Genomic DNA, 19,800 nt, shown 5'->3' on the forward strand with positions numbered 1-19,800 from the left:
CCCAAGTCAACTCCGATTACCTTTGGAGTTTTGCCGGTTGGGGGAGTGTCCAGCTCAACAGCAATGTTGATGTAGTAGTCCCCTTGCTTGGTCTTAGACAGGGTTGCGCTTGTTGGCTTCTGGCCTCGCAGAAGCGCTATCTGGTAGCCACCGATCTTGAGCTTGAGCCAGACTCGCCCGCTTATCAGGGTCACACCAACAGTCTGTTCAGACTCTCGGTACTTAAAAGTACGCGCGTCCAAAGTCAGACTGGTGGGGCGGAACTTGTGGACTTGCTTCACCGCTTTGGCGTTGCTAATCACACGGCGGAGCGCTTGACAGACGTGGTTGGCCTTCAGCCCCGTAGCCGCTCTTACCGGTCGATAGACCAAGTGGTGCAGTTTGGCGGTATTCCAGCACTTCTCGCGCTTGGCGGTATCCAAGATCTGGTTACAAGCGTCAGCAAATCTCTGCAAGGTGCGGTCAATCTCTTGACACAACTCTACAGGGACTATCAGCTTGCAACGTACCGATATAGTCTGGCTCATGGGCCTATCGTAGCTCATCCAGACTTTGACCAGCAAACCTATATAGAGGAGGACTTTCCTCCCGACACCAAGCCTGCGGCTATGGTGCGGGCCTCCAGCCCGAAAATTCGGTGACTGTCTATCAAGTAAAGCCCCGCCTACTGATGTTCGAAGACGTTACTGAAGCCCAACAGATCCAGCTCTACCAAAGTAGGCAAATGTTGGAAACACTGCTGCGCCAACTCCCAGCGTTCTTCCCGCCGTAACATCTCCGCCAACTTGTGGCGAACCGGAATCAAATAGCGAACATCGTTGGCGGCATACTCCAGTTGTTCGGCGGATAGCGCGTGGACGGCTCCCCAATCGGAGCTTTGGGCAGTTTTGTTGAGTTCGACCCCGCACAGCTCGCTCACCACATCCTTGAGGCCATGCTTGCTGGTGTAGGTGCGGGCCAGTTTGCTGGCAATTTTGGTACAAAAGACGGGCCACGCCCGGATCCCCAGGTGATAGCGCAGCATGGCCAGGTCAAAGCGGGCGTAGTGGAAAATCTTTTCAATGTTGGGATCCGTCAGCAGCCCCGCCAGAAGGGGGGCCTGCTTTACTCCACGGCTCAACCGCAACAACACCACCTCGCCGGCAGGGTTGGCGATTTGCACCACGCAGAGCCTGTCCCGCTGCGGGATCAACCCCATCGTCTCCGTATCCACGGCCAAGTGGGGTTCCCCGGCCAGGGCCTTTGCCATTGCAGGGGTGAGATCTTCGTCACAGAGCTGAAAAGGTTGCAGGCCCACTCAGGATCTCTCAAAAGGGTGTTTTGGCTGCATAACCAAGCGGCGAAGGCCAGGCAACTACCAGCTAGACTTGACCACACCTGGCAATAAGCCTCTGTGGGCCATTTCCCGCAGGCTGTTGCGGCACAGGCCGAAATCGCGGAAGTAACCCCGGGGACGCCCGGTTTTCCAGCAGCGGTTGCGCAGGCGTGTGGGCGAGCTGGCCCGAGGGAGTTTTTGCAGTTGGGCGTGCAGCTCCATGCGGGTGGCCTGGTCGATGTTGGGATCGGCCATGGCCGCTTTCAGTTGTTGGCGCTTCTCCCGATACTTCTCGACCAAGCGTTGGCGCTTTTTCTCCCGCTCGATCATGCTCTTTTTAGCCACGGCTCACTGTTTCCCCAGATTTTTCAGCTTTACTAGAATAACGGGGAGCAGCGGCCCCAAGCAAGGGGATCCCAGGCCCGCCCACGGCCATCCTCGCCAATGTTCATCCCTCTTTTCCGCTCTCCGTAGGATCCCTGAGGCCAGCCCCTCGGCTTGGGGGCAACCTACCTCTATAGGCGAGGTTGGTGTTGGGTGATGGCCATTTCCAGAGTGATCCCGTTTATCGCCACCAAGTTTAGGGTTTCCCCAGAGCAGATTGAGGCCACGCGCGTGATTCTCCACAAGCCGCCGGCTCTGTTGGCAGTGCTGAAGTCGGCCTCTCCACTGCCCAAAGAGGTTTTGCAGGATCCCAGTTTGGCCTATATCTATCCTGCCGCCTTCATTCAATGGTCGAAGTGCATGCATGGCTTGGCGGATTGGGACACTGGGCCGGCACTGAGCTACGCCGATTATGTGGCGCAACTGAAGCTGGCCTTCATGCCGACGGATATTGCCCTGAGCGGCCATTAGGGATCCCTTGGGTTGGCCATCCCATTTCGGAAGATGCGCCGGGAAGCCTCGCGGACAAACTCTTTGAGCCAACCGGATTTTTGGGTATTTTGCACCTGGGCTTTGACCACCGCCTGCATCCCCCCTTCTCCCCAGCTTTGGTTGTGCTGGAAATACTCAATGAAGCTCTTGCCGGCAATGCGGGTGAGATAGCCAGCACTGGCTGCCTGAATGGGGGCTGTCGCCAGAAAACCGACGACGCTCACTTCGGCAACGGTGGCCAAGATCCCCGTGGTCAGTTGGATCGCCCCTTCCACCAAGCCCAAGCCCGCTAGGGTTTTGGCCAGAGACAAGGCCAGCTCCCGCCCCTGCTGCAGATCCATCTTGCAGCCGTAAAGGGATCCCAGTTCCACCACCATCTGGGCGTTGATGGCGGCAATGGCCAGCAGATCCACCGCCGGGATGGGGTTGGCGAACACCACCCCTGTAACAATCCACTGAAAGCGATCGATCACCTCCTCCGCCTGCCGGCGCAGTTGGGCTTGGAGAATCCGTTTGGCCTCTTCCCCCAACTGTTGCGATTGCAGCAGGGCATTGTCCAAGACCAGGGATCCCCCCTCGGCATAGAGCACCGCCTGCACGCGATCCCGCACGGCGGCCACATCCGGCTCCGGTCGCCAGGTTTGGGATCCCACCCGTACAGGGGCTGGAGCAGCGGCAGCCATCAACACATCCTGAGGTGGGATCAGGGGATGAACCCGCTCCCGCAGGCGTTGCAAGAGGATCTGCCGTTCTTCTGAGGTGTAGCGATCTGCTTTGTTCAGGATCAGCAAGGCCCGCTTGCCCAGGGCGATCAACCGGCGCAAGGGATCCACCTCTGACTGGCGCAGATCCCCATCCACCACCACCAGCAGCAGATCGGCAGCTTGGGCTTGGGCTTGCGCCTCCTGTTCCCGCATCACCCCTGCCGGGCCGATCTCCAAAATGCCGGGGCAATCCAGGATCTGCACCGGCTGCGGGATCCCAGGCAAGTTCCAATCGTAACAAGCCACCGCCTGGGTGGTGCCCAGAGTGGCCGCCACCGCCCCCGCCCGCCGCCCCAGCAGCGCGTTGACCAAAGAAGTCTTGCCCGCCGACCCAGTGCCGAAGACCACCACCTTCAGCTGGGGCTGGGCCAACTGTTGGGCCAGCAGAGCCGACCGCTCCGCCAGCGCTGCCCGCGCCACTTCATCCTGGATTTGCGCTAGCTGCGCCTCCAGTTGGGCCAAGTTCTGTTGCGCCGCTTTCCGCTTTTCCAAAGCCGTCTCCGGCAAGGCAAGGGGTTGGGTAATTTCCCTCCTGCTGGGGGCGGGTTGGCGAAACAGAAACAAGTAGTAGATGGCAGCGGCCAAAAACACCAGCAGCAGCAGCACCAGCACCCCAATCAACAGCCCCCCCAAAATCGGGTGGTAGCGGGTGGCGTAGTACAGATCGAGAAACGATTGGATCAGCCAGACGATCAGCCCGGTGAACGAGGCCAACAGCGCCAACAGCAGCAGCAAGCGCAGGTAAGGGAGCGACCGCATAGGGATCCAACAAGGCCACAACCGTTCGCGTCAGCGGGACGGAGTCCTTTTGACTCTACCCGCGGCTGAGCCTATTCGGCTACCTAGATGTCGCCTTCTGGCTGCAGGGGCAGGGCTTCTCTATCCGGCTCTTCCTCTTCACAGCGGGATCCCCCCTCAATGACCGGAATGGCCTGCGGATCCCCGTCAACTTTCACTTGCAGATGGCGCAACTGCCATGCCGAGCCGGCCATGCCCCGCTCCGATTCCACCACCACATCGCCGGTGCGCTGGGCCCCTGTAATCAAAAAGAACAGACACACCCAGCCCGCTTCCTCATCTTCCTGAAAACGCAGCCGCGAGGGCCATCCCGGCCTCAAGGGTTCCCCCAGACGTTCCACCACCACAGCATTTTGTTTGAGCTGCTCCACCGCCAACTGGTAGGTGCGATAGGCACCCGAAGTGCGGATCCCATTCCAGATCAGGATCCCTGCCCCCGCCAGCCCCAGGCCCAACACCGCCAGCAGGCCCAAACAGCCGCAGCCACAGCAGCCCAGAGGGACAGCACAGCCGACTTTTTGTGGAGTTTCTGACACAGCCCATTGCCACCCTAGAATGCCCCCACCCTAACACAAGGCTGTTGCTCATCCTCTATGCCTTCATTGCCGACAAGGTACAGACAAAAAGCCGAGCAACCCTACGCCATTTGTCGATGACGAACATCGCTTCTCAGTTCCGTATTGCCACAGATATCTGTTACGGCCTCAAACAACAGCCCGGAAAATCATGGGATCAGCACCGCTTTGGCCAGTTCAATCAACTCATTGTTGAGTCTAATTTTGTACTGCGGTGAGGATGGGATCCCTACGTATCCAATTGTTGGCTCTACTCCCACTTCGATTGGAAAGGCTTGTGAAGCAAGGATTTCAAGCTTTTCGCCTGAATAGGATCTGGATGGATCAGAAAGTCAATGGATACCTGGAAAGCCCTATTTCCTGAACATTGGGAAAGATGACAAAGCGCGCATATCGAATCCGCTATTTGGCGGAGTAAATATCAGGGGGATTTATCGAGAATAAGAGCAGCAAAAGGTCTCAATCCAACCGCATAAACCTATGGATGAAGCGACGACCGTGACCGTGCAGCAGATCATTCAAACCGCCATGATGACCGGTCTGCTCACTGCTGCTCAGGAACACGAACTCAACGTGAGGCTATTCCGAGAGGAGTGCTCCGAAGCCGACCTGTTTCTGCTGCGCCGTTTGCACCGCTGCCTACGCCAGGGATCCATCCGCCAGATCCCGGCTTTGCACAACACCATAGCGGTTGGCCGCTTTGGCCCGCCCCTGCGCCTGGTACCGGACAGAGCCGAGGACGCACAGCCCCAACCTTCTGGGCTGAAACTGGTGCCTAAGCCTAACCCCAAGGTCAGCTAACCGAGATCAACAACGCCAATCCATCAGCAACGCCAACCACAGCTACTGACCGGAAGTCTCGGACAAGGCTGGGGGTGGGGCAACCGCTAGCTGGGGAAAAGAGGGAGTTGAGGTTTTGCTTTCCCCGCCATGCAGCAGCACATAAAAGCAAGGGATCACCAACAACGTCAGCAGCGTCGCCAGGGAAAGGCCGGAAAAGACCACAACCCCCAGCGGCTGTAGCAGTTCGGATCCCTCTCCCCAGCCCAGGGCCAAGGGAAACAGGCCCAGCACCGTCGTCACGGCGGTCATCAGGATCGGGCGCAGCCGCTGCGGGGCAGCCTCTAGCATGGCACTGCGGTAATCCAAGCCCTGTTCCTCCCGGATTTGGTTGGCCAACTCCACCATCAAAATGGCGTTGTTGACCACAATGCCCACCAGCAGCACCGCCCCCACCAGCACCGTAGCGCCCACAGCCGTGCGGGTGAGGAACAAGCCCAGGATCCCGCCGGAGAGAGCCAAGGGCACCGTCAGCATGATCACCAGCGGGTCGAGGAGGGAGTTATACTGCACCGCCATCACCACAAACACCAAAAAAGCTGCCAGGGATCCCAGCAGCAGCAGGTTATTGCGCAGCTCCCGGTTGTTTTCCAAAGCCACGCTGGGCAGGCGGGTCACGCCGGGGGGCAACTCCAAGCCGGATAAGATCCCATCCAGCTCGGCGATGGCGGCACTTTGGCTGGCCCCGGCCCTAAGACTGCCGTTCAAAATGACCACCTGCCGTTGGTTGAGACGGCGAATTTCCCCAGGGGCCTCCCCCATCTGCAACCTGGCCACATCCCCCAAGCGCAGGGGCTGCCCATTCTGCACAACCAAGGGCAGGCGCTCCAGTTGCGAAGGCTGGGTGATGGACGTGGCCGGGCGAACCCGCACATCCAGGAGGCGGTCTCCCTGCTGCAGTTGGGCGGGCACGGATCCCTGCACTGCCGTCTGTACCACCCGGCCTATGTCCTGAAGGCTGAGGCGCAAGGGGGCGGCCCGCTCCCAATCGGGCCAAATCTGGAGTTCCGGTTGGCTGTCATCCGCCTCGGGGCGGAAGGTGGAGAGGGTGGCCTGTTCGTCCAAGGCCCGCAACACTGTGCGGCTGGCCTCTTGAAGCGCCTGGGTGCCTTCCCCTTGAAGCACCACGTCCACTTCGGCATTGATGGCAGAGTTACGGGCGGAAAGGCCGCGTACACTGCCCGGAGACAGGCGGATGCGGGATCCCACCAGGTTGAGTTGGCTGACCAGCTCATTCATCCGATCCACAAAGGGCCGCACTGCTGTGCCGGGCTTAAGGGTGATGGTGCTGGTGCCCCGCAGGGGGTTTTCAAAGGTGCTGCCCCCGAAGGCAGATCCGCCTGCGGTGGTGAACACATACTCCACCTCAGGCTGTTGCAGCAGAAGGCGATCCACCTCCTGCATAATGCGGTGGTTGGTATCTAGGGTGGTGCCGGGGGCAAAGTTGGCAGACAGGTTCACCTGCCCGGTGCTGATGCGGGGCAGCAGCTCCTGGTTCAGTTGCCCGGCCATCCAGTAGCTCCCTCGGCCCAGGAGAAGAAATGCCAGTAAGATCGGCAAGGCAGGTCGTTCTAACAGACGGCTCAGCAACCGTTGGTAGGCGTAGGTGCCGCCCAGCATCGCCCGCGCAAAGCTGCGGATCGGGCCCCACTGCCCCAATCCACTGCTGCGGCGAATCGTCAACAGGCGTGAGGTGAGCATGGGCACCACCGTCAGGCCCACCACCAGGGATCCGGCCACAGCAAAGCTGATGGTCAAAATCAGCTCGTTGAAAATCAGCGAAACAAACCCTCCCACCAGCAAAAAGGGCAACACCGACACCAAGTTGGTGGCCGTTGAGGCCACCAGGGCCGATTCCAACTGGCGGCTGCTGCGCTCCGCCTGCTCGAGCACCCGCTGCCCAAACCAACGGGCATCCTGCCGCGGGATCCCTTCTGTTCCTTTAGCGATGGCTTCCAACATCACGATGGCGTTGTCCACCACGATCCCCACCCCCAGGGCCAGGCCCCCCAGGCTGATGATGTTGATGGAAAGGCCGAACAGGCCCATCAGCAACACCGCCATCAGGGTGGCCAGAGGAATGGCCGCCACCACGATCAGGGTCTGGCGCAGGGATCCCAAAAACAGCAGCACCGCCAGCCCGGCCAGCACCCCCCCACTCACGCCGGCAAGAGCCACACTTTGAATCGAGCTGCGGATGAAGCGGGACTCGTCGCCGGTGGGGATCAGGGTCACCTCCGGCGGGATGAGGCCAGCGGCCCGCAGTTGCTCCAGGCGGCGACGGATCCCGTCCACCACGCGGATGGTATTGGCATCGGGCTGCTTTTGAATGCTCAGGCGCACCGCCGGCTTTCCATTCAAGGTTACCCGCACCCCTTCGGCGGCAGGGCGAACAGCCACCGTGGCAAAATCGCGCAGGTGCACCGTTCCTCCGCTGGGGGTGTTGAAGCGCAACGCTTGAATGTCTTCTAGGCTGCGGAACCGGCCCATTGTGCGCGTCAAAGGCTCCAACAGCTCGCCGCGGATCCGACCACCGGCAAGATCCTGGTTGCGGGCTTGCAGTTGGCCGAGCACATCCGCTAGGCCCAGCCCCAGGGCCTGCAGCCGCTCCAAGTCCAGATCCACCTGCACCTCTTCAAGGGTGCCCCCGGCCACATCCACCGTAGCCACCCCCGGCACCACTCCCAGCTCGCGGGCCAACTCTGCTTCAGCAAAGCGGCGCAGCTCCACGCCCGTCAGCCCAGGCGCGCTCAGGGCAAACTCGTAAACAGGCAACTGGGAGGGGTCAAACTTGAACACCGTGGGAGCCGAAACCCCATCCGGCAGCCGCCCTCTGGCCCGGTTCACCGCTGCCGTGGTGTCGTTCAGGGCTTGGTCGATGTTCCCCCCTGGCGCAAAGAAGAGATCCACCCGAACCTGCCCTTCGCGGGTGGTGGAATAGAGCTGTTCCACCCCTTCCACTGTGGAAAGAGAGTCTTCCAAAGGGCGGGTGATCTCCTCAACGGCCACCTCTGGGGTTACTCCCGCCAGCTCCACCCGCACGCCAATACGGGGATAGACAATCGAGGGCAGCAAGTCCACCGGCAGGCGGGTGAGGAAATAGAGGCCCATGACGATCACTGCCAAGGCCAGCATCAGGGTGCCGATGTGGCGGCGGATGGCCAGGCCGCTGAGGCTGAGTCCACTGTTGGCTGGGGTCATGGGTTTGGCTTCCTTGCTATTCAAACTTGCTATTCAGAAACTTGCTATCCAGAGTATTCAGATCAAAATCGTTCGGAGATGACACTCAACTGCACTTCCTGCCCATCTTGGAGAGGAGCAGAGCTGCGCACCACAAACGGTTCGCCAGCCTCCAATCCCGACACAATTTCCACCCGTCCATCCCGCTGTTCTCCCAATTGCACCGGGCGGGCCAACACCCGCGTCACTTCTCCCTGCCGCTCCACCACAAAGACCGTAGCAGAACCCGGCCCATTCTGCTGAATCGCTGTTGCGGGAACGATCACCCGTTGAGCCGCCGGCCCCGTCAATGCCACCCGCGCCAGCAGCCCACTGCCAATGCGTCCGTTGGGATTGGCGATCACCACTTCAACCGGGATCAGACGGGCCTGGGGATCCGCAGCCGGGGAAATGCGGACAATTTGTCCGGCGAAGCTCTGGCCGGGAAAAGCGTCCAATTCCACCCGAACGGCTTGGCCCACCTGTACGCGCGACAACTCCAACTCGGAGAGGGGAAACTCCACCCTCACCTGGCTGAAATCGGCCACCGTCAGTACATCTGCCCCTGAGTTCAAAAAGCTGCCCGGATCCGCCTGCCGGGAGAGCACCACCCCACTTAGGGGTGCTCGCAACTGTGTGTAGGAAAGGCGCTCTTGGGCCTGAGCCACCAAAGATCTCTGCGCTTCCACCTGGCGTTGGGCGGCGATCACGGCTTGTTCTTGGACGCGAACCTGGTCTTCCGCAGAGCGCAAAGCCTGGGCGGCGGTGCGGGCCGCAGTACGAGCTTGCTCCGCCTGCTGGGCAGAAACAGCTCCCTCCTGTGCCAACCGTCCTAGGCGCTCGGCATCGGCTTCCTGTTGTAGAAGATTCAGACGGGCCTGCTCCACTTGGGTGCGGGCATTGCTGAGCTGCGCTTGTGCCTGTGCCACCTGAGATTCTTGCGCTGCCAGTTGGGCCTGGGCCTGGAGAAGAGCAGCCTGCAGCAGCGTGGGATCCAGTTGGCCCAGCAGTTGCCCCTCTTGGACGGGATCCCCGACCTCCACCGATAACTCCAAGAGCAATCCTTCGGTACGGGTTCGCAGCGTGGCTTGCCGCAGGGGCTGGGTAGTGCCGGTGTAACGCAAGTCGGCCCCCAGGGATCCCACCTGGGCTCTGGTCACATCTACCGAGACAGGACGCGGTGCTCCCATCCCTGCTGGACGCTGGGCCCAAAACATCTGGGCATAGACGACAGAGCTAGGAACACCCAAAAACAGCACTAGGCTGAGTGTGCAGGCGTGAGGAAGCTGCCATTGGGGAGAGTAAACCCGGCTCACAGGCACAAGAGAACGACTTGTCGGTTTGGACTGCCCACCTAGCGAAATGGTTCAAACCCAGACGGTGAACTCGTGAACCTTTCAGGGGCTTTACTCTGGCAGACCTTCACAGTTCTACACGATAAAAGGGATCCCTGCCAACCCATTCTCCAGAGAGCCTTTCACCAGCACAAGAGGTTCCTGCAAAGGCAATCTCGAATGAGCTACAGACTTCTACACCACTTCCCCTTATCTCTCTTCATCACTGGGTTCCTTCCGAGTTCAGCCGCTTAGCTGAGCTTTTGAATGGGAGCAATACGGGGATCCAAGATTTTCTGTTGCCCAATACCGGGAAACCTCACCGCAATCGTGACCCGTTCACCGCTGCCGAACACATGGGTAATCTGGCCTTGTCCAAATTGGGGATGTTGCAAGCGATCGCCAATCGCCCACTGTTCTGAACGGCCTTGGCCGGGATTGGGCTTGGCCTTGTGTGCCGTTGCAAGGGGCAGCCCACTGCCGTGGGAAAGCTGTCGAGAAGGGGCTCCGCGCCTGTCGGACTCGATCAACTCTTGAGGTAGCTCACTTAAAAATACGGAAGGAATGGCCGGTTCTCGGTTGCCGTAGAGCATCCTTTCCCTGGCGTGGCTGATATACAACTGCTCACGGGCACGGGTAATGCCCACGTAGCAAAGGCGTCGCTCTTCTTCCAAAGCAGCGGGATCCTCCAAAGCCCGGAAATTGGGAAATAGACCCTGTTCCACCCCCACCAAGAACACAACAGGAAACTCCAAACCTTTGGAAGAGTGCAACGTCATTAGCGAAACTTTCTCAGCGCCTTCCTGAAGGTTGTCCAAGTCGGAAGCCAAAGACACATTGCTCAAAAAAGCCTCAAGGCTGGGATCCTCCTGTTCTTCCTCGAATTGGCGGGCGGCATTGTAAAGTTCCATCACGTTGGCCGCTCTTTCTTCGGCTTCGTCTGTACCCTGTGCCTTGAGATCCTCCAAATAGCCGGAATCCCTTAGCAACCCTTCGATAAGGGTGGCGGCTGAGGTTTGAGAAGCCTGTCGATGCCAATGCTGAATCAACTGAGCAAACTGAATGACAGGCTTAGCCGAACGGCCCGCCAAGCTACTTACAGAGGTTTCATCGCTGAGAATTTCCCACAAAGGCACGTTGAGAGCCGCCGCCGCTTCGGTCAGCTTGTCCAGAGTAGATTTGCCGATGCCACGGCGCGGCACGTTAATAATTCGCAGCAGGCTAAAGGAGTCGGCAGGGTTGGCCACAACCCGCAAATAGGCCAGGACATCCTTAATTTCTTTGCGATCGTAAAATCGCAGTCCGCCTACCACCGTGTAAGGGATCCCCCACCGCAGCAAAACCTCTTCAAAAGGACGGGATTGAGCGTTGGTGCGGTAGAGAATGGCAAAATCTCCCCAGGAGAAAGCATTGGCATTTTGGCTGTGTAACCGCCGGATGGTATTGACAACAAACTCAGCCTCTGCAATCTCGTCATCCGCCTGATGAAGGAAAATCGGACTTCCTTGCTGACGGGTTGGCCTGAGAACTTTATCAATGCGCTCTGTATTTTTCTCGATGAGGGCGTTGGCCGCCTGCAGAATGGTAGCTGTAGAGCGATAGTTCTCCTCCAGCTTGATCAGGGTGCGGGTATCATCGTCCGGAAGACCATCGCCAAAGGTCTCTTGAAACTCCAGCAAGATGGTAAAATCTGCCCCGCGAAACCGATAGATGCTTTGATCGGCGTCTCCCACCACAAAGATCGACCGGTTCCTCCAATCCAACTGAGATCTGCGGGTCTCGCCGTTGGTGGCCAGCAGACGGATCAGCTCATACTGGGTACGGTTGGTGTCTTGGTATTCGTCTACCAAAATATGTCGAAATCGTTGGTGCCAGTAAGCCAACACCTGCTCATTTTGTCGAAAAAGCTGCACCGGTATCCAAATCAAGTTATCAAAGTCCAGTGCGTTGTTGGCTGCCAGTTGGTCTTCATAGATTTCGTAAACTTGGGCGATGGTACGGCCACGGAAGTTGGGTTGATTGCGCTCCAGGTCGGCAGGAGTCCAGCCTTGGTTTTTGGCATTGCTAATGGCGTAGCGTACCGACCTTGGGTCAAACTTGCGCTCATCTAAGTTCAGTTGCTTGGTTACAATCTCCTTCACCAGGGATTGGGCATCTGATTCATCGAAAATCGAGAAGTTGCGAGTCCACTTTCGCCCCTTGGGATCCTGATATTTTTCAATATCTATGCGCAGGATCTGGGCAAATAAGCTGTGGAAAGTGCCGATCCAAAGGGGTTTAATCAGCCGATGGTAAACGCTGGATTTCAGCCGGGTGACTTGGGCTGGCTCCAATTGCTCCAGCGGGATCCCAAATTGTTCTTGAGCTTCTTGCTCGGCAAAGAGCTGCTCAATGCGCTCTTTCATCTCACGGGCAGCCTTATTGGTGAAGGTCACGGCCAAAATTTCTCCTGGATCCACCCGATAGTGGCGAACCAGGTAGGCAATGCGGTGGGTGAGGGCGCGTGTCTTGCCGGAACCTGCCCCGGCAACCACCAGCAACGGGCCACAAAAATGTTGCACCGCTTGGCGCTGAGAAGGGTTGAGGGCATCCAGCAAAGAGGCGTGAGTCATGGCCAGCAAACCAGAAACTGCCTTCCATTATGGGCACCAACCCAATGGGGATGAGAAGCCGAGAGGTCATTTTGGAGCACCAAAGATGAAGATCGGTTAAGATTTGGCCGGCCCGCTCCAGAACTCCCCGCCATGAACCGAGTGCTGTCCTGCTGCTGTGCCCCGGCTAACCGCTGCTGGCTTTGCTTGCCAAAGAGACTTGTCGCTTCGGGGTTTGTCACCCTTGTCCTGCTTTTGGCGGGCGCGTTCGATCCCGTTCAAGCCGGCAACTGCCCCAGCAATGGTAACCGTGATGAATCTCTGGCTTTCAAAGTGGAGAGCGTTTTCGGAGGGCAGCTTGACTTAAGTCGGTACGACGGCATTCAAGCGCTGATCCTGACCAACAGCCAAACCCGCTCGCAATCGGAAGCCCTCTCCAAAAGTTTGGCCCTGGAGTTCGGGCGAAACCCCCGACTGCGACAGATTGTGCTGGTAGATGGTAGGGGGCTGCTGTTGGTGCGAAATTTGGTTTTGCAGGTCATCCGAGAGAGCGTGCCGACGGATCCTCGTTTGGTTTCTCCATTTGTGTACGTCTCTGTCGATTTTGAGGGAGAAACCATCCAGAAGCTGCAAGAAATAGCCGCTGCAACCTTGCCTGGGATCAATTTTCGCCAACAGGCCGCTTTGCTGCTTTTGGATGGCCAGGGAACTCTTCTGAGCGGATTTGCCGACTTGGAGCGATCCAACCTCAGCATTCGCCGGTGCATTCGCACCCTCATCGGATAGTCCCACCTCCTTTTCACACCGGGAACGTCTCTTTTCTGCCGCTCTGGCCCAACCGTTAGACTGGTCATACCGGTCATGTTGAAGCTTTGAGTCAACCGGTCGAACGACGGCTCTCTGTTCGCGGGATCCCATGCGCCGCCAGCTCAAAATCTTGAACCAAATCCTCGATTACAAGCTTGCCGACTTGCGGCTGTTTGGCCGAGCCGAGCTGAAGGGGCCTGTTCTCAACGTGCTGCTGGAACGGCTGCCAGGCGATGTGGTGGATACCCTGCAGGTGATGGAGGTGGTGCGCAGTGCGGTGGAAGCCTCTCTGCTGCAGGGGTTGCGCAAGGTCAACGTTTACCTTTGGTGCCGCGGACAAACCGAAGAAGCGCCGGAGTGGAGCGAAAGTTTTGCCGTAGAGCCATTGGTCTTGGCCCACCCCAAAGAGCCCCGGAATCTGGCTTCCAGCTACCGACAAGACTATCCCGGTATGCGGGTGCTGTTTTTCTGCTTGGGCATCTGTCTGGGCGGCCTTTACCTGTTGGGGGAGTGGGATCAGGCAGATTGGATCCCAGTTGCTGTGGCTTTCGTCTTAGGGGTGGTGTTCCCTTGGCTCAAACGATTCCTCAACCGATGGATTCACCCCCTGTTCCTGCGCCTCGGCCTGGGGTTGGGCTTGGTCTTGTTGGGCCTGGCGTTGGCGCTGATCTGGCGGCAGGGCTGGAGCGTTGCCTATGGGATCCTCGGCCTGCTGGCCATCCTCCTGTTGGGTCTGGGAGCCTAGTTCTCAACCGGCAGTGGTGCCGCTGAAGACGTGCAGGGCAGGGCCGGTCATCCACACATGCTGTGTGCTCGGATCCCAGCGAATTTCCAGATTTCCTCCCGGCAGTTCCACCGTAGCTTGCGGTTCTGCCCGCTCTTCCAAGACAGCAGCCACCAAAGTGGCACAGGCACCCGTCCCACAAGCCAGCGTTGCCCCTGCTCCCCGCTCCCAAACCCGTAGGCGCAGACGAGTCGGGCTGAGCACCTGCACAAATTCGGTGTTGGTGCGCTCAGGAAAGGCCGGATGATGCTCAAACAGGGGGCCCACAGCTGCCAAGTCCAGCTCCTCCAGGGATCCCTCTTCTTCCAGGAAGACCACACAATGGGGGTTGCCCATGCTCACCGACGTCACCCGCCACTCTCGCCCGGCCACTGCAAGCGGCTGCCGAATGACCTTCTCCTCGGGTTCGGCCAAGGTGGTGGGGATTTGCTTGGCCAAAAGGCGAGGGATCCCCATGTCCACTGTGACCAGCCCATCTGCCCGCACCTGCGGCACGATTCGCCCCGCCAAGGTGTGGATCTGGTAGGCGCCATCCCGACCTGGGATCCCCAAGTCCTGCAGAAAGCGGGCCAAACAGCGGATCCCATTGCCGCACATCTCCGCCTCGGAACCGTCGCTGTTGAAGAGGCGCATGCTGAAATCTGCCCCCTCCTGCCCCGGCAGCAGGAAGATAACCCCATCGGCTCCTACCCCAAAGCGGCGATTGCAAAGGGCGACGGCCTCTTCCGGGCTCAAGCAGGGTTGAGACTGCCAGCGGTTGTCCACCAAGATAAAATCGTTCCCCAACCCCTGGTACTTGTGAAAGGAGAGACGGGGGGTCAACCGAGCAGACATTTACCCAGATATCCCAACGACAGGCCTTAATCCTCGTGCATCTCGTAGGGATCCTGCAAGTCCTTGGAAGGGGGGCCAAAGGCCGTGTAGATGGCAAACGCGGTGATGCAGATGGTGACTGCCGCAATCGCCACAATTAGGGAAAAGGTGGGTTCCATATCTAAGTCTGAGTCCTCAGATCCTGAGAGCGTTCGACTACAGTATTACACAAGTTTACAATTCATTGCTCAAGGCAAAAGGGGTTGGCCAGATTCTGATAGCGTGATTTTAATGGGGTGGCTGTCTGGGCGGTGCCGAGCACCAAGGATCCACCGCCCGGGTTGGTCATCTTCGACTTCATCAATGTGTTCTGTTCCTAACTTACTGCGAGAACCTATGGCCATTCGTACCAGACTGGGCGATCTGCTGCGTCCCCTCAACTCGGAATACGGCAAAGTGGCTCCCGGCTGGGGCACCACGCCCCTGATGGCGGTCTTCATGGCCCTATTTGCCGTCTTTTTGTTGATTATCCTGCAGATTTACAACAAGTCGCTGCTTTTGGAAGACATTAACGTCTCCTGGGAGAGCCTCAGCTTTTGAGTTCCCAGGCCCTACTCTGGGGAAAGTCCCTGTCCCGCCAAAGAGCTGCCCAGCGGGAGCAGGATAGTTTCCGTCATCTCCTAAGCCGATGCCTTCAGGGTGCTGGCTCCAGGCGCAGCAGGGATCCATTCGGGGCGTCCGTCAACAGGTAAAGGAGTCCATCCGGCCCCTGCCGCACATCGCGAATGCGGCCCACCGCCCCCTCTAAGAGACGCTCTTCTGCCACCACGCGCTCTCCATCCAGTACCAGACGGGCCAAGTGTTGCCCGGCCAGCGCCCCCACAAACAGGTTGCCCCGCCATTCGGGGAAAGCCTCTCCCGTGTAGAAAGTCATGCCAGAAGGAGCGATAGAGGGCGTCCAGTGCAGCAGAGGGGAAGCCAAGCCGGGAGCTGCCGCCAGTCCTTGGCCGACGGGTTCTCCCGTATATTCTCGACCGTGGGTGATTAGGGGCCAGCCGTAGTTGACGCCGGGGGCCAAGATGTTGATCTCGTCCCCACCCTGCGGCCCATGTTCATGGGACCAAATTGCCCCTGTTTCAGGGTGGCGGGTCATTCCCTGAATGTTGCGGTGGCCATAGGTAAAAGTTTCCGGCAAAGCCCCTGCTTGGCCGACAAATGGGTTGTCCGCCGGGATCCCGCCCGCATCCGTAATGCGCAACACTTTACCGGCAGAATCCCCCAAATCTTGGGCTCGATCCCGTTCTCCCCGGTCTCCGGTGCTGATGTAGAGGAATCCTTCTTCGTCAAAGACCAAACGGGAGCCAAAGTGCTGCCGGGCAGGGGTTTTGCGCTCCATATCAAAAATCACTTCCAGATCCTGTAGGCCCCCTTCCCCCAGACGGGCTCGCGCCACCCGCGTGCCTCCCCCACCGGGCCCAGGCGCTGCATAAGACAGATAAATCCAGCCGTTCTCTGCATGGTTGGGGTGCAAGGCGATGTCCAGCAGGCCCCCCTGCCCCTGGGCAAACACCTCGGGCACACCGGCTATGGGCTGGGGATCCAATCCCTGGGGGGTAACTCGGCGCAGCCGCCCTGGGCGTTCGGTAACCAAGAGAGTTCCATCCGGCAAAAAGGCCATCCCCCAAGGGTGCTCCAAACCCTGGGCCAAAGTAACTACCCGAAACGCTTGCTCCGTTCTGGCCCTGGGCAAGGCTTGGGCATGATCCCCCCGTTGCAGGGTCATCACCATCTCCGGGCTGACCGGGTAGGCCGCCACGACAGCGGGGACGGACACCCCCCCAAAAAGCAGCAGTGAGGAGAGAAGCTTGATCGCCGGGATCCTCATGGCCATTGCCGCCTCGTTTTCGCGATGGATTCTGGGATCTGAGCTAACCGATTATTGCCGCTGCTCTTCTGGAGAGGGGTACCGATGAGGGCAGAACCCGCTACGGACAAGCGTGGGCAACCCGCTGTTCCCTCCCGGCCTTAGGTTAGCCTTGAGGGCGGCGATCTGTCTCCAAACCATGCTGGAACCTGGCGAGATCTTGGGACTCCGTCCCGCTGACGCGAATGGCCAATTCCCCGCCCGCCCACCCCAAAGGCAAACTTGTGGATCCCTGCAACAGCTCCAGGCTCACTCTCGCGGGATCCACCTCATCTGTGCCCAGGGCCGCTGGTCTATGCAGGTGCTCACCCCCCGTCTGTTTCGGCTGCGCTTTAGCCCCAGCGGAGCGTTTTTGCCCCGTCGTTCCTGGGATGTGGCTCCAGCCGATGAAGAGTGGCCGCCGGCTCCCTTTGAACTGCAGGAAAGCTCCACCCAAATCCACCTGTCCACCTCCCAGGTGCAAGTTCAGATCGATCGGGATCCCATCCGGTTTAGTTTTCAAGATTCTCAAGGGCAAGAGTTCTGCGCCGATGTCCCTTCCGGCCTTACCTGGGGATCCGATAGCATCCGCCTGGTCAAACACCTCCACCCTGCCGAGCACATCTACGGCCTGGGGGAACGGGCAGGGTTGCTCAACAAACGAGGCCGGCGCTACAGCCACTGGACTCGCGACTGCTGGAACTACGATGCCCACAGCGACAATCTCTACCAGGCCATTCCCTTTGCCTTGTTGCTTCGCCCTGGCCTCTGCTACGGCTTATTCCTGCACTGTACCCACTGGAGCCGGTTCGATCTGGGGGAGACGGATCCCGAGCAGTGGGCCATCGAAGTGCATGCCCCAGAGCTGGACTACTACCTCATTTACGGCCCCACTCCAGACTTGGTGCTCGATACCTATACCCAACTTACCGGGCGGATCCCTCTTCCCCCCCTCTGGGCCTTGGGCTACCAACAGTGCCGCTGGAGCTACGCCAGTGCCGCTCAGGTGCAGGCAATAGCCGAGCAATTTCGCCAACGTCAGATCCCCTGCGACGTCATCTATTTGGATATCGACTACATGCGCGGCTACCGCGTCTTCACCTGGGATCCCCGCCGCTTCCCCGAACCGGCCCGGCTCATGGCCCAACTCCACGAGGCTGGCTTCCGGGTGGTAGCCATTGTGGATCCCGGCGTCAAGTTCGAGCCCGAAGCCGACTACGCCGTCTTCGACGAGGGCTTGGCCCAGGATTTCTTTATCCGCCGCGCCGACGGCCACCTCTTCCATGGCTACGTTTGGCCAGGCAAAGTCCTCTTTCCCGACTTCTTGCGCCCCGGAGTGCGGCAGTGGTGGGGATCCTGGCAACGGGTTCTCACCCAAGCCGGTGTGGATGGCATCTGGAACGACATGAACGAGCCGGCCCTCAACGACCGCCCCTTTGGAGACGGCGGCCAGATCGTCGATATCCCCCTCGATGCCCCCCAAGGCCCACCCGACGAACCCACCACCCACGCCGAAGTTCACAACCTGTACGGCCTGCTGATGACACGCGCTTCCCGTGAAGGCTTGGAACAGCTCAACCCCAACCGGCGCCCCTTCGTGCTGACTCGCTCCGGCTTTGCTGGGATCCAGCGCTGGTCTGCCGTCTGGACAGGCGACAACCAATCCTCCTGGGAACACCTGGAGATGTCCCTGCCCATGCTCCTAAACCTGGGCCTGTCGGGGGTGAGCTTCGTGGGTGCGGACATCGGCGGCTTCGGTGGCAATGCCACTCCCGAGCTGTTTGCCCGTTGGATGCAAATGGGAATTCTTTACCCCCTCATGCGCGGCCACAGCGCCCTGGGCACCCGCCCCCACGAGCCCTGGAGCTTTGGCCCAGAGATTGAAGCCATCTGCCGGCAGGCCATCCAGTTGCGCTACCAACTGCTGCCCTACCTCTACAGCCTCTTTTGGGAGTCCAGCCAAACCGGATCCCCCATCTTGCGCCCCCTTCTCTACGAGTTTCCCGACGATCCGCAAACCTACGAGATCTCGGATCAAGTCATGCTGGGATCCGCCCTCCTAGCTGCCCCTGTGGTTCGGCCTGGCGTGCGGTGCCGCGCTGTTTATCTGCCCCAGGGCACTTGGTTCGATTGGTGGACAGGTCAGGCCCACACCGGCCCCGGCTACATTCTCGCCCCTGCCCCTCTTGAGCAACTGCCATTGTTTGTGCAGGGTGGCTCCATCCTGCCTCTGGCTCCCCCCTGCCCATCCACCGTCCGCCTGCGCCGTGACCAACTGCGCCTCAAGCTCTACCCCGGCAACGGCAGCTTCACTCTCTACGAAGACGACGGGGAAAGCCTCGCTTATCAAGCGGGAAGCTGGGCCACCACCTTCTTCCGCTTGCAGCAGCAAGATAGCCAGCTCATTTTGGGAATTGGGGCTCGCCAGGGCAACTGGATCCCGCCCCAGCGTAGCTGGCTTCTGGAGCTCCTTGGCCACACTCCCCTCTCCCTACCGGACACCGGACAGCCGCAACAGGTTCTCTGGCCCACCCCAGAGGATCCCACGTCTAGCTAATTGCCCTCACGGCCTCCAGCAGCTCCCGGTTGTCTCGCTTGAACAGGGGCAGCCACTCCACGTGCTGGTAGCGCAGGATCCCTTGGCTATCCACCAAAAAATAGGCCCGCCGCGTCCCCAGCAGGCTGTCCACCCCGTACTGCTGGCTCACGGTTCTGTCCACATCGCTCAGCAAAGGAAACTCCAGCTTAAGCTGCTCGGCAAAGGCTTGGTGCCTGGAGAGGGGATCGCTGCTGATCCCCAAGATCTCGCAGCCCGCGGCCCGGAAAGCTTCCCAATCCTCCCGAAAGCAACGCATCTCGCTCGTGCATACCGGGGAAAAATCCGCCGGGTAAAAGGCCAGCAACACCTTGCTCTTGCCCCGGTAGGCCGCCAGTGAAATCTGGGCTCCCTTTTGGATCCCTTTCCCCACCGCAGGCAAGCTAAAGTCAGGAGCAGCAGCCCCAATCACAATCCCCATAAACCCGTCTGACCCAATCTGAGCTCACTTCAACAGTCTAACGGTGGATCCGGATCCCTTCTGGCTTCAAAAAATTTTGGGTTGGATATCTTGACGGGGTGGTGGTGGTGGGGATAGGGTAGTAAAGCGCTGATGAGGCCACCAGCCCCGGCGTCCCAGAACCT

At 59.4% G+C, this 19,800-nt stretch carries 17 protein-coding genes and 1 pseudogene; 6 read left to right on the forward strand and 12 right to left on the reverse strand.

Going from position 1 to position 19,800, the window contains the following annotated elements:
- The 3 genes and pseudogenes from ACVWZ1_RS12525 to rpsN all read right to left on the reverse strand — a co-directional run.
- Positions 1 to 527 (reverse strand): annotated as a pseudogene (locus ACVWZ1_RS12525) (RNA-guided endonuclease TnpB family protein); the annotation flags it as partial.
- 137 nt (positions 528 to 664) lie between these two features.
- Positions 665 to 1,297 carry a ribonuclease D gene (locus ACVWZ1_RS12530; RefSeq protein ID WP_414409223.1) on the reverse strand — a complete coding sequence of 211 codons (633 nt, stop codon included), beginning with the start codon at positions 1,295 to 1,297 and terminating at the stop codon, positions 665 to 667.
- Positions 1,298 to 1,354: 57 nt separating this feature from the next.
- Complete coding sequence (gene rpsN / locus ACVWZ1_RS12535) at positions 1,355 to 1,660, reverse strand: 30S ribosomal protein S14 (protein ID WP_011432985.1); 306 nt, start codon at positions 1,658 to 1,660, stop codon at positions 1,355 to 1,357.
- Between the two features lie 195 nt (positions 1,661 to 1,855).
- On the opposite strand from rpsN, the gene ACVWZ1_RS12540 reads away from it, so the two are divergent.
- On the forward strand, positions 1,856 to 2,170 hold the full coding sequence (locus tag ACVWZ1_RS12540) for a hypothetical protein (protein WP_414344672.1): 315 nt from the start codon (positions 1,856 to 1,858) through the stop codon (positions 2,168 to 2,170).
- Here the strand turns inward: ACVWZ1_RS12540 and ACVWZ1_RS12545 are convergent.
- Both ACVWZ1_RS12545 and ACVWZ1_RS12550 read right to left on the reverse strand, forming a co-directional pair.
- The gene (locus ACVWZ1_RS12545; protein ID WP_457503561.1) at positions 2,167 to 3,714 is read right to left on the reverse strand and encodes a YcjF family protein; all 1,548 of its coding nucleotides are present in this window, start codon (positions 3,712 to 3,714) and stop codon (positions 2,167 to 2,169) included. The two genes, ACVWZ1_RS12540 and ACVWZ1_RS12545, sit on opposite strands and share 4 nt — an antisense overlap.
- Positions 3,715 to 3,797: 83 nt before the next feature.
- Positions 3,798 to 4,289, reverse strand: a complete 492-nt coding sequence (locus ACVWZ1_RS12550) for a cytochrome c oxidase assembly factor Coa1 family protein (protein WP_457503562.1) — start codon at positions 4,287 to 4,289, stop codon at positions 3,798 to 3,800.
- 519 nt (positions 4,290 to 4,808) lie between these two features.
- Between ACVWZ1_RS12550 and ACVWZ1_RS12555 the strand changes: the two genes are divergently transcribed.
- Positions 4,809 to 5,129: a hypothetical protein gene (locus ACVWZ1_RS12555; protein ID WP_414409225.1), complete on the forward strand. Its 321-nt coding sequence runs from the start codon at positions 4,809 to 4,811 to the stop codon at positions 5,127 to 5,129.
- A gap of 42 nt (positions 5,130 to 5,171) precedes the next feature.
- On the opposite strand, the gene ACVWZ1_RS12560 is transcribed toward ACVWZ1_RS12555, so the two are convergent.
- The 3 genes from ACVWZ1_RS12560 to pcrA form a co-directional block, all read right to left on the reverse strand.
- Entirely contained in the window at positions 5,172 to 8,369 is a 3,198-nt protein-coding gene (locus ACVWZ1_RS12560; protein ID WP_457503563.1) for an efflux RND transporter permease subunit, read from the reverse strand.
- A gap of 62 nt (positions 8,370 to 8,431) precedes the next feature.
- On the reverse strand, positions 8,432 to 9,703 hold the full coding sequence (locus ACVWZ1_RS12565; protein ID WP_414375249.1) for an efflux RND transporter periplasmic adaptor subunit: 1,272 nt from the start codon (positions 9,701 to 9,703) through the stop codon (positions 8,432 to 8,434).
- A 269-nt stretch (positions 9,704 to 9,972) separates the two neighbouring features.
- Positions 9,973 to 12,333, reverse strand: a complete 2,361-nt coding sequence (gene pcrA, locus ACVWZ1_RS12570) for a DNA helicase PcrA (RefSeq protein ID WP_414409226.1) — start codon at positions 12,331 to 12,333, stop codon at positions 9,973 to 9,975.
- A gap of 312 nt (positions 12,334 to 12,645) precedes the next feature.
- On the opposite strand from pcrA, the gene ACVWZ1_RS12575 reads away from it, so the two are divergent.
- The gene (locus ACVWZ1_RS12575; protein WP_414417564.1) at positions 12,646 to 13,098 is read left to right on the forward strand and encodes a hypothetical protein; all 453 of its coding nucleotides are present in this window, start codon (positions 12,646 to 12,648) and stop codon (positions 13,096 to 13,098) included.
- 130 nt (positions 13,099 to 13,228) lie between these two features.
- Positions 13,229 to 13,864, forward strand: a complete 636-nt coding sequence (locus ACVWZ1_RS12580; protein ID WP_457391939.1) for a hypothetical protein — start codon at positions 13,229 to 13,231, stop codon at positions 13,862 to 13,864.
- Positions 13,865 to 13,867: 3 nt separating this feature from the next.
- On the opposite strand, the gene dapF is transcribed toward ACVWZ1_RS12580, so the two are convergent.
- Entirely contained in the window at positions 13,868 to 14,737 is an 870-nt protein-coding gene (dapF, locus tag ACVWZ1_RS12585; protein WP_457467315.1) for a diaminopimelate epimerase, read from the reverse strand.
- Positions 14,738 to 14,763: 26 nt separating this feature from the next.
- A complete protein-coding gene (gene psbN / locus ACVWZ1_RS12590) occupies positions 14,764 to 14,895 on the reverse strand; it encodes a photosystem II reaction center protein PsbN (RefSeq protein ID WP_011432995.1) in 132 nt (43 codons plus the stop codon).
- 217 nt (positions 14,896 to 15,112) lie between these two features.
- On the opposite strand from psbN, the gene psbH reads away from it, so the two are divergent.
- Entirely contained in the window at positions 15,113 to 15,316 is a 204-nt protein-coding gene (gene psbH / locus ACVWZ1_RS12595; protein WP_011432996.1) for a photosystem II reaction center phosphoprotein PsbH, read from the forward strand.
- Between the two features lie 94 nt (positions 15,317 to 15,410).
- On the opposite strand, the gene ACVWZ1_RS12600 is transcribed toward psbH, so the two are convergent.
- The gene (locus tag ACVWZ1_RS12600; RefSeq protein ID WP_457503565.1) at positions 15,411 to 16,499 is read right to left on the reverse strand and encodes a PQQ-dependent sugar dehydrogenase; all 1,089 of its coding nucleotides are present in this window, start codon (positions 16,497 to 16,499) and stop codon (positions 15,411 to 15,413) included.
- A 280-nt stretch (positions 16,500 to 16,779) separates the two neighbouring features.
- Here ACVWZ1_RS12600 and ACVWZ1_RS12605 point away from each other — a divergent pair, with 280 nt between their 5' ends.
- A complete protein-coding gene (locus tag ACVWZ1_RS12605; RefSeq protein ID WP_457467316.1) occupies positions 16,780 to 19,176 on the forward strand; it encodes a glycoside hydrolase family 31 protein in 2,397 nt (798 codons plus the stop codon).
- On the opposite strand, the gene ACVWZ1_RS12610 is transcribed toward ACVWZ1_RS12605, so the two are convergent.
- The gene (locus ACVWZ1_RS12610) at positions 19,169 to 19,636 is read right to left on the reverse strand and encodes a peroxiredoxin family protein (protein ID WP_414332127.1); all 468 of its coding nucleotides are present in this window, start codon (positions 19,634 to 19,636) and stop codon (positions 19,169 to 19,171) included. The genes ACVWZ1_RS12605 and ACVWZ1_RS12610 overlap by 8 nt on opposite strands.
- Between the last annotated feature and the right edge of the window lie 164 nt (positions 19,637 to 19,800).

The sequence above is a fragment of the Thermostichus sp. MS-CIW-25 genome (genome assembly GCF_054060015.1).